The following is a 16,301-nucleotide window of genomic DNA, read 5'->3' as shown; positions in this document are numbered from 1 at the left end:
GCTTTTGGGCGTTGATAATCAGTTAATTGAACAATTTTAAGCTTTGGAGTAAATATCCCGTTCGCCTAACCAACGTTCGATAATCGCCGTAGCTTGAGTAGGGTAATTATCGTGAATATGGCGAGCAACACGCTGAACTTCGGGAATCAAGCGCTGATCTCGAACCAAATCAGCAATTTTAAAATCTGCCAGTCCGGTTTGCTTGGTACCTAATAACTCACCAGGGCCACGGATCTCCAAATCTTTCTGCGCAATCACAAAGCCGTCGTTGCTTTCTCGCAGAACACCAAGACGCTTTTGCGCGGTTTTCGACAGCGGTGAATGATAGAGTAGAACACAATGACTGGCGACAGAGCCACGTCCAACGCGACCTCTCAGCTGGTGTAGCTGAGCTAAACCGAGTCGCTCCGGGTTTTCGATGATCATCAGGCTTGAGTTTGGTACGTCCACACCAACTTCGATCACCGTCGTAGCGACAAGAAGGTGCAGTTTGTTGTCTTTAAAATCTTGCATCACAGCTTGTTTTTCCGCTGGCTTCATACGTCCATGAACCAAGCCAATTTTTACGTCAGGCAGCTTGCGTTGCAGTTCTTCAGCAGTATCAGCGGCAGCTTGCGCCTCCAATACCTCAGATTCATCAATCAGTGTACACACCCAGTAGGCTTGCTTACCTTCGTTGAGACAAGCATGACGAACGCGTTCCACAATGTCGTCGCGCTTGGTATCAGGAATTGCCACGGTTTGAATTGGTGTTCGTCCCGGTGGTAATCCGTCAATCACCGAGGTTTCCAAATCGGCATACGCGGTCATAGCTAGGGTTCGAGGAATCGGGGTGGCGGTCATGATGAGTTGGTGAGGATAAGCACCTTGCTTGGCGCCTTTCTCACGTAGCTCTAATCGCTGGTGAACACCAAATCGGTGTTGCTCATCAATAATCACCAGTGCCAGATGATGAAATTCTACATGCTCTTGGAATAGTGCGTGAGTACCCACTACCATTTGTGCCTCCCCGCTGGCAATACGAGCGAGCTCAGCTTCTTTGGCTTTACCCTTTAACTTACCCGCTAGCCAGCCGACCTGAATGCCCATTGATTCAAACCAGTTCGCGAAGTTGATGGCGTGTTGCTCTGCAAGCAGTTCGGTTGGAGCCATGAGAGCCACTTGATAACCGTGCTCAATTGCTCGAGCGGCCGCTAATGCCGCCACTAGTGTTTTACCTGAGCCAACATCGCCCTGAACCAGGCGCATCATCGGGTGGGGCTTCTCTAAATCGGTTTCAATCTCTTTTACCACTCGCGCCTGAGCATTGGTTGGTGAGAATGGCAGTTGTTCCAGCAGCTGTTTCTTGAGCTTTTCACATGGGGCAAGTGGCAACGCGGCATCTTGCTGTCCTTTACTGCGTACAGCCAACATAGATAGGTTCTGAGCCAGTAGCTCTTCCATGATCAGACGGATTTGTGCCGGATGTTTACCTTCGTCAAACTCATCCAGATTGATCGTTGGTGGCGGTCGGTGAATGGTGTGCAATGCCTGAGACATGGTGATCTGGTGGTTGTATAAACCCGCTGGCAGTAACTCTTGCACGGCGGCTTTATCGAGTAACGCTAATGCCTGCTCGGTCAGATTACGCAGAGTGATTTGTCTCAGACCATCTGTGGTTGGATAAACGGGCGTCAGGTTTTGTTCTACATCTGGCTTTTGTTCGCTGATGTAGAACTTGTAATCAGGGTGGACGATTTCTAATCCCATTCCGCCACGCTTTATTTCCCCGTAAGCGTGCACTAACTTACCTTGAGAAAAGTTGTTCTTCATTGCCGCGGTAAAATTGAAAAAGCGCAGCGTAATGGTGCCGTTACCATCGCTGATTTTTACCGTGAGCATTTTGCGTTTACCAAAAATGGTATCCACGGCCATAACCTTGCCTTGTACCGCCGCCCACAGTCCAGCATGGAGCTTAGCAATAGGATAGATACGGGTACGATCTTCGTAACGAAGTGGCAAATGAAACAGTAAGTCCTGAACCGAATGCAAGCCGACTTTGGCAAGTTTTTCTGCGACTTTCGCGCCAACCCCAGAAAGAGAAGTTAATGGAACAGCAGATAACAGTTGGGCAGACATAGCGGGCTCAAGAAAATGGTTAACATTGCAGTATGTTAACCACGGAGCTGTGTTTTTGTACAGGAAAAAATAGGCAAGCTTTAGTCAGTATCATGTTCTGGCTGATAAGATGTCATTCCGAGGAGCCTAAGCGACATCAGGAATCTATTTACAATAAGTATGTAGCTGACGTTAACACGGTTAGCCTCAGTACTCTCGGAGAGTAGATCCTAAATCACGCTCCTTCGTCGCTGTTCAGGATGATGAGAGCCGGTTACTTGCTTTGCATCTCTTTCCACCAGGCTTCGTCAGCGACGATCTGACCTTCATCATCGAGTGGCGGGTAGGCTAGTCCTTTACGCTTCGCTACTTTAGCCAGAACTGGGTGGCCGCGTTCGAATAGAATTCGGTTGATGGTCTCTTTCGGCAGAGCGCTTTCTTCACGGTTGTACATGCCGGCGGCTTCACGCTGGCGCTGAGCTTCATACAAAATAACCGCACTTGCGACAGAAACATTAAGCGACTGCACCATGCCGACCATCGGGACGATAATGTCTTGATCGGCGAGCTGTTTCGCTTGTTCTGAAGCGCCCACTTTCTCACTGCCTAAAATGATTGCCGTTGGCTTGGTGTAGTCGATTTCACGGAAGTCGACCGCAGTTTCCGACAGATTCGTCACCAGCACCTGCATTCCTTGCGCTTTTAACTCTGTAACGGCGCTTTCGATAGAATCGTGAGTGTCCACTTCTACCCAGTTACGGGCGCCTGCAGAGGTGTGGCTTAAGGTGCGCATCTTATCTGGCCAAATGGCGTGGACTTTGTGTAAGCCAGTGGCATCGGCAGTACGGATCACCGCTGAGACGTTATTTGGTTTGTGGACTTCCTCAAGACATAAGGTCAGGTCGGTCTGGCGTGCTTTCAGCACTTGGTGGATACGGTGGTAGCGTTCTAGGTTCATAGTAAATAAATAGGGATATAAAAAATCGCCACCTAGCGGAGTAGGTGGCGATGGTTGTTATTATTTTCTTCTGCGCCTGACTCGAGTCGCATGTGGCATCGCTTTAATTTTACGCATGATGCCAGCCAGATGGACACGATCTTTGGTGGTTAACAGTACCGTGACGGTATACAAACGACCATCGCGTTCTTCCGTTGACAGGCCATGAATATTTGACCCAGTTTTCGAAATTACGTTGGTTAGCTCAGCGAGCGCACCCTGATGGTTGAGCATGTCGACTTTGAGTTCAGCAATGAACTCTTTATCGTAATCGTCAGACCAGGCAACCGCCATGTAGCGATCCGGTTCTTTCTGGTAACCACGTACGTTTGGACAGGTTTCGCGGTGAACAACTAAACCACGGCCCGGTGATACGTGCGCGATAATGTGATCATCCGGTATTGGGTGACAACAGTTTGCAAATGTCAGCAGTAACCCTTCCGCGCCACGAATTGGCAGCTTCTTCTTCGAATCCGTTGCAATCGAGCTGGTCGTGGTCAGTTCTTCAGTATCGCCAAGCAGACGACGAGCAATGACAATGCTCATTAACTCACCCAAGCCGATAGCGGCCAATAAATCATCTGTGCTTTCTAAGCGAAGGTCCGTCAGGACTTCCTTGACGTTTTCTGGGTAAATCGAGTCAATAGAGTGGCGACCAAGTGCGTGATTCAATAAGCGTCGGCCTAGTGTGATCGACTCTTCACGACGCATGGTCTTCAGAACTTGACGAATCTTCGTACGAGCACGTGAAGTCACCACATAGTTCAGCCATGCTGCATTCGGACGAGCGCCCGGCGCACTGATGATTTCGACCGTTTGACCGTTTTTCAGTGCCTTACTCAGTGGGTAAGGATTACGATCAACACGAGCACCAACACAAGAGTTACCGACGTCAGTATGTACCGCGTATGCGAAGTCAACTGCCGTTGCGCCAAGTGGTAGCTCGACAATACGACCTTTTGGTGTGAAGACGTAAATTTCGTCTGGGAACAGATCTGATTTTACATTTTCAATGAATTCAAATGAGTTACCCGCGCTTTGCTGCAGTTCAAGCAGGCTTTGCATCCAGCGCTGAGCTTTCACTTGCGCAGTCGTGCCAGACTTGTCGCCTTTATCTTTGTAAGACCAGTGCGCAGCAACACCTTTATCCGCCATTTGATCCATATCTTCAGTACGGATCTGTACTTCTACCGGAACACCGTGAGGGCCAACCATAGAAGTATGCAGGGATTGGTAACCGTTCGCTTTTGGCACCGCGATGTAATCTTTCATGCGGCCCGGGCGTGGCTTGTATAAGCTGTGCACCTGACCAAGAACGCGGTAACACGTATCAGCGGTATCAACAACCACTCGGAACGCGTAGATATCCATAATCGTGTGGAAGCGCTGTTCTTTGGTTTTCATCTTGTTATAGATAGAGAACAGGTTCTTCTCACGACCCACAACGCGTGAACTCAGACCGACATCTTGCAGGCGGCCCTCGATCTCATTGTGGATGCGTTGGATCATCTCTTTACGATTACCACGTGCCGTTTTGACCACTTCTTTAAGGACGCGATAACGGTTCGGGTAAAGCGCTTCAAAGCCCAATTCTTCAAGCTCTGTTTTGATATTGTGAATACCAAGACGGTGAGCCAGTGGTGAATAGATCTCTAGGGTTTCACGAGCGATACGGCGTTTTTTGTCTGGTCGAAGTGCGCCAAGCGTGCGCATGTTGTGCGTTCGGTCGGCCAGTTTGATCAGAATAACGCGGATGTCTTGCACCATGGCCAGAACCATCTTGCGAAAGTTCTCTGCCTGAGCCTCTTTCCTGTCACGGAATTTGAGTTTGTCCAGTTTAGATACACCATCAACCAGCTCAGCCACGGTGATTCCGAATTGCTCTTCGAGATCTTCTTTGCTGACATCACAATCTTCGATGACGTCGTGCAATAAAGCAGCTTGGAGAGTTTCGATATCCAGACGCATTTCAGCTAGGATTCGAGACACAGCGACAGGGTGGATGATGTATGGTTCACCGCTAGAACGGGTTTGCCCTTCATGGGCATCTCGCGCTACCACATAAGATTGACGCAGAGCCTCAATCTGAGGCTCTGTTAGGTATTCTTGGGCAACGTCTTTGAGGCTATCGAATAGATACAAATTATAGGCCCGGGAGGTTGTTGAATTCTCGAGTCAGAATTAACGGTTGTGAGCGATGCTGCTTACTGCCGCTAGCTCTGCCGCTTCTTGCTCTTGTTGTTCTTGACGTTCACGAGCGTCCAGAACATCTTTCGTGATTAAACCTTCTTCGATTTCGCGAAGTGCGATAACCGTTGGCTTATCGTTCTCTTCTGGCACTAGTGCATCTTTACCGCCAGTTTGCATTTGACGAGCGCGGCGAGCCGCAATCAGTACTAGGTCGAAACGGTTGCCAACTTTTTCAACAGCGTCTTGAACAGTTACGCGTGCCATGAGGACTCCAAATAGTTAACTAAAATATTAGAATGACGAGAAAGTATACAGTCTAACTGCTTTATTTACTAGCGATTAGACAGGCCACTGTAAGCGGGCTTTCTCCGGTGTTTTATTGTCTGCTCTTTGCTACGGGAAAATAGGAGCAAAGAGGCAAAAATTCTTTATGTTTTACAGCGTGACTTTATATTGAAGTTACTCTGCTAACAACGCGTCAAGCATACCTTTATATTTAGCAGCTTGCTTTTCTTCCTTCAATCTTTCAGCTCGAAGAATGGCTTTAAAATCCACCAGTGCCGTATCGAAGTCGTCGTTTACAATCACGTAGTCGTATTCATTGTAATGCGAGATTTCTGACTTAGCTTCTGCCATTCGCTTGGCAATGACTTCATCACTGTCTTGACCACGAGTGTTCAGACGACGTTCTAACTCACCATTGGATGGTGGCAAAATGAAGATGCTTTTTGCTTCTGGCATTTGTTCACGAATTTGTCGTGCACCTTGCCAGTCGATATCCAAGAATACGTCGATACCTTTGTTTAGCGTTTCTTCAATCCAGACGCGGGAAGTGCCATAGTAGTTACCGAATACTTCGGCGTATTCCAAAAAGTCACCTTTCGCAATGAGAGCTTCAAATTCTTCTTTTGCGACGAAGTGGTAGTGGGTACCGTTTTCTTCACCGGGGCGCATTTCACGAGTGGTGTGAGACACAGACACTTTCATTGCGTATGTCGGATTGCGCTCCAACATTGCTGAGATCAAGCTAGATTTACCTGCGCCGCTAGGTGCAGATACGATATAGAGAGTACCTTTGCCCATTGTACTGTTCCACTATTGATTGGATTGAGTGAGTGCCGACGGAAAGTCTCGACAGTCTTATAACGATAGCACTGGCATTATTGAATTAACCACCAAAGGGATGGATATTGGTGATAATCCCGCCAGAAAAATGGAGGCGAAGAGTATCATGATCTCTATATTGTTACCAGTTGATCTTTCTCTCTGTGCTAACTCCTCATAAAAGAGTCATCCTGAAGAACGACGAAGGAGCGTGATTCAGGATCTGCTATCCGTGTGTGCTGATACTAACAGTGTTTTACTTCAGCGACATGCTTGTTGTAATCAGATTCCTGATGTCGCTTGTGCTCCTCGGAATGACGCTGGTGGAGAACGTAATAAATAGAGGAAAAAAGGGGAAGCTTTCACTTCCCCAGGCGTGCGACTGACTCACACTTAACTTTTTAAGTTTATTGACGTGTCTGGGTTTAGCCTTGGCTTTCTAAGAAAGTGATCCAAGGGTTCGCAACGGCTTTCAAGTCAGGAGACTGAGCGGCACTTTTCATTGCTTTAAGAGCACTGTCTGGCTGGTTCAGCTCAAAATAAGCCATGCCACGAATGTAGGCTAACTCGCCTTTTTGATCGCGTTTGGCATCAGGAGCGGCGTGTTGAGTAAACTTCGTCGCTGCTGAATATTGCTTGTCTAAAATCATCAGACGAGCGATTTTGATTTGAGTTTTCGCCTTTGGCGCCAAGTTATAAGCTTGTTGGTAGACGTCGATTGCTCGTCCAAGCTCTTGCGCTTGCTGCCAGAATGCGCCCTGCTTTTCTAAATTCTCCGCATTACGCTCTACGTGACCTTCTTCAAAGGCAGATTGAAGCGTTTTTGCTGCTCGGAATGGTACCCCTTGATAAGCCTGGAAGTTCACCAGACGCAAATACTCTTTTTCGCCTTCCAGAAGACCTAATTTGTAGGCCATCTCCAGAGTAGAAAGGGCATTACGCTCTTGATTTAACTCCATGTAAATACCCGATAACTGCGTCCAGTAACGCTTATTTTTCGGGTACTTGGTGGTTAAAATCTTCAAAACACCTGCAACGCTCTTGAACTGCTTCAGTTCATAGTGCGCAGACATCAGCAGCTGGTACCAGGATTCGCTAGGGTCTTTACTCATTGCGATGGCCTTTTTAGTCGGCGGAATCGCATTTCTGTAATCTTCTAGCTGAATATAAGCACTTGCCAGCGTGATGTAGGCATGAGCTTGCGGTTTTTCTTCCGTCGTCTCGGCAATCTTGAACCATTCATTCATGGTAGAGACGGATTTTTTAAACTGACCTTCAGCAAGGTAAAGCTGCGCCACGCTGTAGCGAACCTGTTGTGCAACAGGCACTGGCAGTGCGTTTAAACTCAGCGCATCAGCAAAGTATTTAATCGCTTTCGTGTAGTTGTCCTGCAACGAATACAAAAACCCCATTTGCTGCAGTAGTACCGCACGATCGTATTGACGTTTGCTGGTGCTACTTAATGCCGAGTTCAGTTTCGAGATGGCTTCTGAATACTGCTCAGTTGCGATCAGTTCCTGCACTTTATTGACGGTTCTGAATGTTCGGTCAGACAACTCAGCAGTGCTGGAGAAAGCAGGCGCGCCGTACGCGCCTGCAATGAACACCAGAGAAGCCAACAATTTTGTATATGATTTCATGATTGCGACTCCTTAGTTGGTAGAGAACTCAATTTCTTGAGAAAGGCGAGAACTCACGGCTTTACCATCGACCATCTTAGGTTTGAAGGTCCATTTGGCTACGGTTGTCTTCGCTGCTCTGCCCAAGCCTAACTTACGTGGTGTCTCTTTTAAGACTCTTACATCTTCAACGCCACCGCGTTCGTTAACGGTAAACTCTACAAGTACAATTCCTTTCTCAAGCCCCGAGCGTGCCGCTTTACGAGGCATCTGCGGTTGGAACGTTGCCAGAGGAACCGGGCCTCCGCCGCCAATTACCTGAGCACCACCACCTTGTGTGTAGTGACCCAGTACAGAACCACCTGTTACGTTAACTGGAAGGTCTAGCTTAGGCATGTTCATTGGAACTTGATCCATCACCGGCTTCACCGTCGACGTCACCTTCATTTCTGGTGGTGGCGGCGGACGCTTAGGTGGTGGTGGTTTTGGGAGTTCGCGTTTTTTCTCCTGTACTTTTTCGTCCGGTTTAATGCGAATGAAATCGACCATACGCTGATCATCATTCGACACTAGCTCGTGGCGCTCTTTGTTTACCAGCTTGTCCATCCCCCAGAACAGTCCGAGGGAGACAATGAGCGCCAGTGCAATTGAGGCCAGATACCGCATAAGCTTAATCCTTACCGGTTGCGGCAATGGAGATGCTTTCTACACCTGCCATCTTGATCTGGTCCATAACCTTCACGACTACGCCTGCGTTGGCTTCTGTATCCGCCTGGATAACAACCGCACCATCAGGGCTTTCTGCGCGAAGACGCTCGATGTTGGCGCGAACGGCGTCGACTTCAATGCGTCGTTTATCAACCCATACGTCACCAGCTGCACCAACTGCAACCATGATGTTACCTTTCTTCACGGTTTGTGCTGAGCTTGCCGTAGGGCGGTTTACTTCTATACCGGCTTCTTTAACGAACGATGTTGTTACGATAAAGAAGATCAACATGATGAATACGATGTCGAGCATCGGTGTCATATCGATAGCGGTTTCATCACTGCTATCACTGCTATAGCGTCTTTTCATGACCTATACCTCTAATTCCATTTACTCAGGCAATATGCTTTAGCTTATCTTCCAGCTTTTGCGTTGTGACTTTGGCTAAATGATCAAGACGTGAACTAAAGAACAGTCCTGATAGAGAAGCCACCATCCCGGCTAACGTTGGGATTGTTGCCTTTGAGATCCCCGAGGCCATTGCTCGAGGGCTTCCTGTTCCTGTTACCGCTAAGATGTCGAATACCTGGATCATGCCGACAACCGTGCCGAGCAGACCGAGTAGGGGACAAAGCGCAATCAATACTTTCACGATTGGCAGACCCTTTTTATTCTCAATATCCTGACGAGAAACGATTTCTTGTCGGATCATCTTTGCGTTCCAGCTTTGATGTTCTGAACGCTCACTCCAAAGGCTCACGGCTTTTTTCGCGGCTCTGGGAGCAACGGCGGTAAAGTAGAACCAACGTTCTAACAGTACTGCCCACAACATGAAGCTGAGGATAAATATGGCGACGAGTACATCGCCACCCATTCCCAAGAAGCGCCTAATTGATTCAAGTTCTCCAACTAACCACCACATAACGCCTCCTTAGCTTTCGGCTTTATGTAGTTTTTCCTGATAGCGAGCGATGAAACCTGCACTCTGTTCTTCAAGAGTTTGAACCAAACGGCGACCTTTACTGTGTACTAGGGTGTAAAGGAACAGTAGAGGAATAGCGACAACCAGGCCTAGCATGGTTGTTACCAATGCTTCAGAGATACCGCCAGCCATGAGTTTCGGATCGCCTGTACCAAATAGCGTGATTGCCTGGAAGGTACCGATCATACCCATTACTGTACCCAGTAGACCTAGTAGCGGTGCGACAGAAGCAAACAGTTTGATTGAGCTGATAAAGCGTTCGATGCTTGGTGCGTTGCGCAGGATAATTTCATCCAGTTTCGCTTCCAGATCTTCAAGGTTGTCGCCTTTGTGCTCTTGGTAAGCTTGGATAACTTCACCCAGTGGGTTGCCAGGGATAACCGTTTCTGATTTCGCCTGTTTACGCATTTTGCCACCGATAACCTGAAGACGTAGGAAACAGATCAGCGCGATGATTGCACCAACTGCACCCATTGCCAGGATGACGTAACCAACGATACCACCTTGGTCAATACGCTCCTGAACCGTCGGGCTCTGTACTAGCAGCGATAGGATTACACCACGAGACGGGTCAAGGAATAGTGGCTCGTAAGTGCCTTCTGCTGATTCGAAACCAGCCACTTGGCTTGTGATGTTTTTGCTTGGCTGACGTGATAGCTCTTCGAATTTACCAGTCTGAGGCACGTAAATAACGTATTTGCCATCAGCAATCGCGTTGAACTCACCCACTAGCGTCACGTCGCGAACGGCTTCTTTACCTTCACCGTAAACAACGGTGGCTTGTGTTGTTGTGGTATCACCTGATGCAACAACTTGTTGAAGAATGGTGTGCCAGAATGCTTCCAGTTCCTGAGTTGATGGCAGTTCTTTACTTTCTGCCAGCTTAGTCAGTAGTGCATCACGTTCTGGAAATTGAACCGCATTTTGCGACGCGGCAAACAAGCCTTTAAATTCGCCTGCGTATTGACGAACCACACCAAACATTTCGCCTAACGTACCTGAGCGTACGCGTAGCGTTTCGGTGAGTTCAGTCAGTTGTTTGTCGTTTTCATCGAACGTTGCTTTTAGCTGATCACCCAGTGCTTGTTGTGAAGCCAGTTCATCGCGTGCTTGTTGTAGCAGCGCCGCTTGCTGGTCACGTTCGCGTTTGAAGATAGCTTCGCGCTCTTTGTTTTCTTTCGATTCAACAATACTTTCTGACTTTACGTTTTTCAGTAGTTCAGACAGTGTTTGCGGTGTTTCTGCTTGAACGCCAGAAACCATAAATAAGCTAGCTAATAGGCCAGCAGCTAGCGTTTTGAATCCTTTCATCTCTTATTCCTCCCCAGCAAATACAGGCAGTTTGATCAGCGATGGTGGCGCCTGCTTCTTGGCAATGCGTAGACCTTGCTGTACAGCGATACGGTAGCTTTCTGGCAATGTTTCCCATTGACGAGTTTGTTGGTTCCACATACCTGTTTCACCGCCGTCTGGAGATTGGAATAGAAGGGCCGTACGACCAATACGTAAGAAGTCATAAGTCACAACTTCGCCGTTACGGTCTAGGCTAGCTTTGTAAGATTCAATAGAGCGCGAGAAGCCTTCTTCAATTTGGTACGCTTCCATCACTTTACGGAATTTTTCTGAGGTAGTTACGTCCGCACGGTCCATCAGGCGGTGTAACTCTTGAACGCGTTTATTGCGTTCTTCTTTTTGGAACGGCAAGTCGAGCGTTACGAACTCGTCTAGTGCATCGATCATTTTTAGTGTTAGAGGAACAACTTCGGTTGCTGTTTGATCGATTTGAGCAATTTGATTATTCAATGAGTCCAGTTCGCCTTGCTGGGATTGAACCATACGGTTAATTTGCTCATTGTAGACTTTCATGCTGTCGATTTGACGAAGTAAGCCTTTGTATTCAGCCAACATGCCTTCGGTACTTTCAGCATAGTTGTCGATTTTTTGTTGTGAAGCCTGTGAAGACTTAGTGGTTTGTGCTTGATTCGAGACTACGGTTCCTGAGTCCGCAGCCATCGCTGCACCACTTACCGTGAGGATCGCGGCAGTCACTGCACTTACGCCAAATTCCTTTAACGTCATAGTAGCATCCTTGTTAGTGTGTGATATTAAGTCAGTCGAATAGGGCGCAGGAAATCCTCCTGCGCCAAAGGTTTTAATTAAAAGTTTTGAGAGTATTTCAAGAAGTAAACGCGGCCTTGAATACTGTAAAGCTCGTCGTCGTAGGTCACACCATCTGATTCAAACGATGGATCTTCGTCAGTCAAGTTACGTACACCAGCGGTGAACTTACCATCCCATGGAGCTAGGTAGTTGTATGCAACGTTCCATGTGGTTTGAGAAGAGATGTGGCCAGTTTTCTTGTAGTTGTCGTCAACATCTTGCGCTTGGTCTGCGATGTGATCGGCAGACACGTAGATGTCGTGATCTTCAAGGAAGCTCACACCAACACCAGAGTTGAAGCGGTACTCAGGCATGCCGTTACGGCCTACTTGGTTATTAGTTGGACCACCAACGTATTCAGGTGTGCTGTAGTCAAGTACGTAGCTACCCATAAAGTCGTAGCGAACGGTCGCGTAATCGAAGTCGTAACGGTAACCCAATTTTAGGTCGATACCTGAAGTATCTAGAGTGCCTAGGTTTTGAAGACCGGCTGTTGCTTCTATGATACGGCCCTTTGCATCACGGATGATATTCGGGTTTGAAACGCCGGAGCTACGCTCTTCGTCGATCATGCTTTGTAGCGTATTCAGTGTGATCATGTCATCAATGCTGATGTTGTAGTAATCCACTGTTACGTCTAAATCTTCGATTGGTGAGTAGCTTACACCGAAGTTAAACGATACTGACGTTTCAGCTTCCAGATCTTCGTTTGCAGTACGAGTTACATCGTATTGAGTTTCTGGACAGTCTTCGAATGCAATGCCATTCGATGAACAGTAGCTGTAGTCTTTTGCGAAGTCTGACGAGTAACTGTCAGCAGCGTAAAGGTCAGAGAGTGTTGGTGCGCGGAAACCAAGACCAGCACCAGCACGGAACATCAGGTTATCAAGGGGTTGGTAACGGAAAGAGGCTTTTGGCGAGATTTCATCACCGAAGTCACTGTAGTGATCGTAACGAGCCGCTAGGTTCATTTCCAGCTCATCGGTAAATGCGATCAAAGATTCAGCGTAAATTGCGTAAGTTTCACGATCACCTGCTGCAGAGTTACCTGCACTACCGATGATGTTACCCGCTTCACTCTGTGGGTCATATTTATCGAAGTAGTCGTAAGTCGTGAACTCAGCACCAAGGTACAGCGGGATAGCCACGTCACCTACTTGCGCAAGGTCAAACTGAAGGCCACCAGAGAACTGATGCATTTCCATCTCTGTTTCACGTCCAGTACCTGCAGACAGTTGGTCTGTCGCATCGTCACTGAACTCACCGTTTACAAATTGACCTGATTCTACAAGTTGTGACGCGGCTGAACCGAATACGTAGCCAGTACCTGTTTCGTTACTATTAGAGTAGTTTAGGTGGTAGCCTGTTTCCCAGATCACTTCACCAAATGTATCAGTGTAAAGCGTACCATCTAAGCCTGCTCTGAAGTCTGCCTGGAAGTCTTTTACCGTGGTGTCACGAGTACCAACGTTGTTGAAGCGGTAGTAAATTGCTGCTGGACCTGCTGTTGGATCTAAGCCATTTTCTGCAAAGAAAGCAGCACCACCATCAGTGTCAGGATTTACGGTAAAGGAGCCAGCTGCAGGAGCGAAACGACCAAAACTTTCGTTACGGTTCAAAATCATTTGCGCGTTAAACGTGGTGTCATCAGTCAGGAAGATATTACCGTTTACAAATACAGTATTACGCTCTAAAGATGCAGTTTGTGCTGCTTCAGATGTGTAGTCGTAGCCACAGATGTCACCCAAGCCAGGGTAAGTTGTCAGGCCAACAAAGCCTTTTGATGTACAGGATTCGTCAGTGTTGAAACCGTTTATCGCTTTCAGTTCGCCATCATGGTACACGTTACGGCCGAAAATACTTACGCCAGACATATCGAAGTAGTTTGCAGCGTCAGTATTGGTTGAACTCAGGTAATCGCGATCGCGTTGATAGATTTCGTCTTTGCTGTCATGTTCAAACGAGAACATGATGTTGCCTTTTTCGCCGCTGGTACCCAACACTAGAGCAACGTTTTCTTCATCACCGCCCTCTTGACTTGGAATACCAGAACCAACCGTCACATTAATGCCATCAAACTCTTCTTTCAGGATGATGTTAACCACACCAGCAACCGCATCAGAACCGTATACCGCTGAGCCACCATCGGCCATCACCTCAACACGTTCAACAATCGCAGATGGGATTGCGTTGATGTTCGCAGCGCCACCACCCATGGTTGCGGAACCTGGTAGACGTTTACCGTTCACTAGCACCAGAGTACGCGAAGCACCTAGGCCACGAAGAGAAATATTAGCTTGGCTTTGCCACGAGTTGCCTGAACTTTCACTGAAAGAGCCAAATGAGTTGAATGATGATTTACGTAGAACATCTGCGATAGAGATATCACCTGCACGCTCGATTTCCGCTCTGCCGATCACTGCTACCGGAGTGCTTCCTTCCATTGATGCGCGCGTAAGGCGCGAACCAGTCACTTTCATTTTTTGAAGTTTTTCAACTTGCTGCTCTTCAGCCTGAGCTGCTACAGGTGCGAATGCCGTCGCCGTACCTAAAGCAAGGCTGATCGCAACAGATAAAGCTGTTGTGTTTTTATACATCCTTGTTGCTCCATTTTATTATTATTTCCTGTGTCTGGTCGTAGAACGACCAAATATGACGTTAATGTTTCGTTAACGTGCGGCCAATGTATAACCGAGGTCAAAAAAGGAAGTCAAACCAGTAGTAAACTAGGATGGTAAAATGTAAAAAAGATGTAAAAGTCTAATTTGTCCGTTTATTGCAGAATAAATAACCAAGTAATAATAAAAAATAGGCATTAAAGCTCGATAAAACACCGTATTTTGTCTTTCTTGTAAACTTTAATGGGTTATGTTGTGTATGGTTTTTAAGCGGGTAATTGAGTCTGAAAAAAAGTATTTTTCCAGTGAATAGTTCTGACGCGGGGTTTGTGTGTAATGCTAATCAAGTTAGCTCTAGCACGTAGGGTGGTATCAAAATATGATACCCGTTGCTACCAAAGGGCTCACTCATGATATCGAGTCAATATGCTTGGTTTGGATTTGTCTTATTATTCTTAATTTCTGCATTTTTATGTAGGGTTTTGGCTCTAATTTGGTCAGATTGATATTCTGTATGGATTATTTTTGTAGTTTTTTATCATTTTTTACCAAAATAATGCATTTTTTTTGATAGTGGACGAAGTGTGTCATGTTTTTTTTTTAAACACTTGAAGCCAATGTGGATTCAAGCTAAATATGACGCTGATATTATTGCAGTCATAAAAAACAAGTTATTGATACACATGGAACGTGCTTCAATGGTTGGAATTTCTGCAATATAGATATGCACCATTTGCGGCCGGTATTTTTTTCAGTTAAGCCGGTCTAAATTGGACAGTAGACAAGGAGCAAGTTGTATATGCTGTCGTACTTTTTACGCCGTTTAGCGTTAGTTATTCCTACGTTTCTCGGAATTACCATTCTTATTTTTGCCATTACTCGTTTCGTGCCGGGTGGCCCGGTCGAGCGCATGTTGTCACAGATGCAATCACAGGGAGATGGCGCCGCCTCTATGACGTCTGCGGGTGGTAACACGGCGCTTTCTGATGATCAAATCGCAGAGTTGAATGCTTTCTATGGCTTGGACAAGCCAGTAGTGGAAGCGTACGTCGAGTGGTTAAGTCGATTGGTTACGTTGGATCTTGGTGAATCAACCCGTTACTACGAGCCGGTATCAGAGATGATTGCAGAGCGCCTGCCAGTTTCTCTGTTTTACGGTGGGATGACGTTCTTTATCAGTTACTTCATCTCCATTCCTCTTGGTTATTACAAGGCGCTCAAGCATGGCTCCGTGTTTGATTCCTCTTCCTCGATATTGATATTTGTTGGCTATGCTTTACCTGGGTATGTGGTGGGTGTACTTCTAATCACCTTGTTCAGTTATCACCTCGAATGGTTCCCGATGGGAGGCTTTGTTGGCGATGACTTTGATGACTATGAAACCTACTTTGAGAGAGCCAAGGACATCATGTGGCATGCGGTGTTGCCATTGATTTGTTATCTGATTGGTGACTTTGCCACGCTGACGATGACGATGAAAAACAACCTGATGGAAAACCTGTCATCAGATTACATTCGTACTGCAATTGCAAAAGGTTTGCCTTTCAAGAAAGCCGTTCGCAGGCATGCTTTGCGCAACAGTTTAATTCCGATTGCGAGCCATTTTGGTAACTCTTTACTTTTCTTTATGACGGGCGCATTCCTTATTGAAGTTATCTTCAACATTGATGGTATTGGTCTGCTGGGCTACGAGTCCATCATGGAGCGTGATTATCCTGTAGTAATGGGCATTGTTGCCATCAACGCGATCTTGTTGTTGATCGGTAACATTATTTCAGATGTCTGTGTTGCTTTAGTCGACCCTCGTGTGAAGTTTGGAGCGTAA

At 47.0% G+C, this 16,301-nt stretch carries 13 protein-coding genes; 1 reads left to right on the top strand and 12 read right to left on the bottom strand.

Annotated features, from left to right (window positions below; genetic code table 11):
- Positions 1-36: 36 nt before the first annotated feature.
- From recG to L3V31_RS10285, 12 genes are all read right to left on the bottom strand, one after another.
- Positions 37-2,118 carry an ATP-dependent DNA helicase RecG gene (gene recG, locus L3V31_RS10340; RefSeq protein ID WP_237315968.1) on the bottom strand — a complete coding sequence of 694 codons (2,082 nt, stop codon included), beginning with the start codon at positions 2,116-2,118 and terminating at the stop codon, positions 37-39.
- A gap of 253 nt (positions 2,119-2,371) precedes the next feature.
- A complete protein-coding gene (trmH, locus tag L3V31_RS10335; protein ID WP_237315967.1) occupies positions 2,372-3,055 on the bottom strand; it encodes a tRNA (guanosine(18)-2'-O)-methyltransferase TrmH in 684 nt (227 codons plus the stop codon).
- Between the two features lie 60 nt (positions 3,056-3,115).
- On the bottom strand, positions 3,116-5,236 hold the full coding sequence (gene spoT / locus L3V31_RS10330) for a bifunctional GTP diphosphokinase/guanosine-3',5'-bis pyrophosphate 3'-pyrophosphohydrolase (RefSeq protein ID WP_237315966.1): 2,121 nt from the start codon (positions 5,234-5,236) through the stop codon (positions 3,116-3,118).
- Positions 5,237-5,275: 39 nt separating this feature from the next.
- The gene (gene rpoZ / locus L3V31_RS10325; protein WP_237315965.1) at positions 5,276-5,548 is read right to left on the bottom strand and encodes a DNA-directed RNA polymerase subunit omega; all 273 of its coding nucleotides are present in this window, start codon (positions 5,546-5,548) and stop codon (positions 5,276-5,278) included.
- A gap of 195 nt (positions 5,549-5,743) precedes the next feature.
- Positions 5,744-6,367: a guanylate kinase gene (gmk, locus tag L3V31_RS10320; RefSeq protein ID WP_237315964.1), complete on the bottom strand. Its 624-nt coding sequence runs from the start codon at positions 6,365-6,367 to the stop codon at positions 5,744-5,746.
- Positions 6,368-6,813: 446 nt separating this feature from the next.
- Entirely contained in the window at positions 6,814-8,028 is a 1,215-nt protein-coding gene (locus L3V31_RS10315; RefSeq protein WP_237315963.1) for a hypothetical protein, read from the bottom strand.
- A gap of 12 nt (positions 8,029-8,040) precedes the next feature.
- The gene (locus tag L3V31_RS10310) at positions 8,041-8,673 is read right to left on the bottom strand and encodes an energy transducer TonB (RefSeq protein ID WP_237315962.1); all 633 of its coding nucleotides are present in this window, start codon (positions 8,671-8,673) and stop codon (positions 8,041-8,043) included.
- Positions 8,674-8,677: 4 nt separating this feature from the next.
- Entirely contained in the window at positions 8,678-9,085 is a 408-nt protein-coding gene (locus L3V31_RS10305; protein WP_014230564.1) for a biopolymer transporter ExbD, read from the bottom strand.
- A gap of 25 nt (positions 9,086-9,110) precedes the next feature.
- The gene (locus tag L3V31_RS10300) at positions 9,111-9,638 is read right to left on the bottom strand and encodes a MotA/TolQ/ExbB proton channel family protein (RefSeq protein ID WP_237315961.1); all 528 of its coding nucleotides are present in this window, start codon (positions 9,636-9,638) and stop codon (positions 9,111-9,113) included.
- A 9-nt stretch (positions 9,639-9,647) separates the two neighbouring features.
- Positions 9,648-11,009, bottom strand: coding sequence for a MotA/TolQ/ExbB proton channel family protein (locus L3V31_RS10295; protein WP_237315960.1), 1,362 nt, complete (start codon positions 11,007-11,009; stop codon positions 9,648-9,650).
- 3 nt (positions 11,010-11,012) lie between these two features.
- Positions 11,013-11,777 (bottom strand): DUF3450 domain-containing protein, encoded by a 765-nt coding sequence (locus L3V31_RS10290; RefSeq protein ID WP_237315959.1) that lies wholly within the window; start codon positions 11,775-11,777, stop codon positions 11,013-11,015.
- Positions 11,778-11,854: 77 nt separating this feature from the next.
- Complete coding sequence (locus tag L3V31_RS10285; RefSeq protein ID WP_237315958.1) at positions 11,855-14,455, bottom strand: TonB-dependent receptor; 2,601 nt, start codon at positions 14,453-14,455, stop codon at positions 11,855-11,857.
- An 820-nt stretch (positions 14,456-15,275) separates the two neighbouring features.
- Between L3V31_RS10285 and L3V31_RS10280 the strand changes: the two genes are divergently transcribed.
- Positions 15,276-16,301, top strand: coding sequence for an ABC transporter permease subunit (locus tag L3V31_RS10280; RefSeq protein WP_237315957.1), 1,026 nt, complete (start codon positions 15,276-15,278; stop codon positions 16,299-16,301).

The organism is Vibrio sp. J1-1 (genome assembly GCF_021728395.1).
Classification (GTDB): Bacteria; Pseudomonadota; Gammaproteobacteria; order Enterobacterales; family Vibrionaceae; genus Vibrio.
Note: the sequence above shows the minus strand (reverse complement) of the source record. Positions and strands in the feature narration are given on the sequence as shown.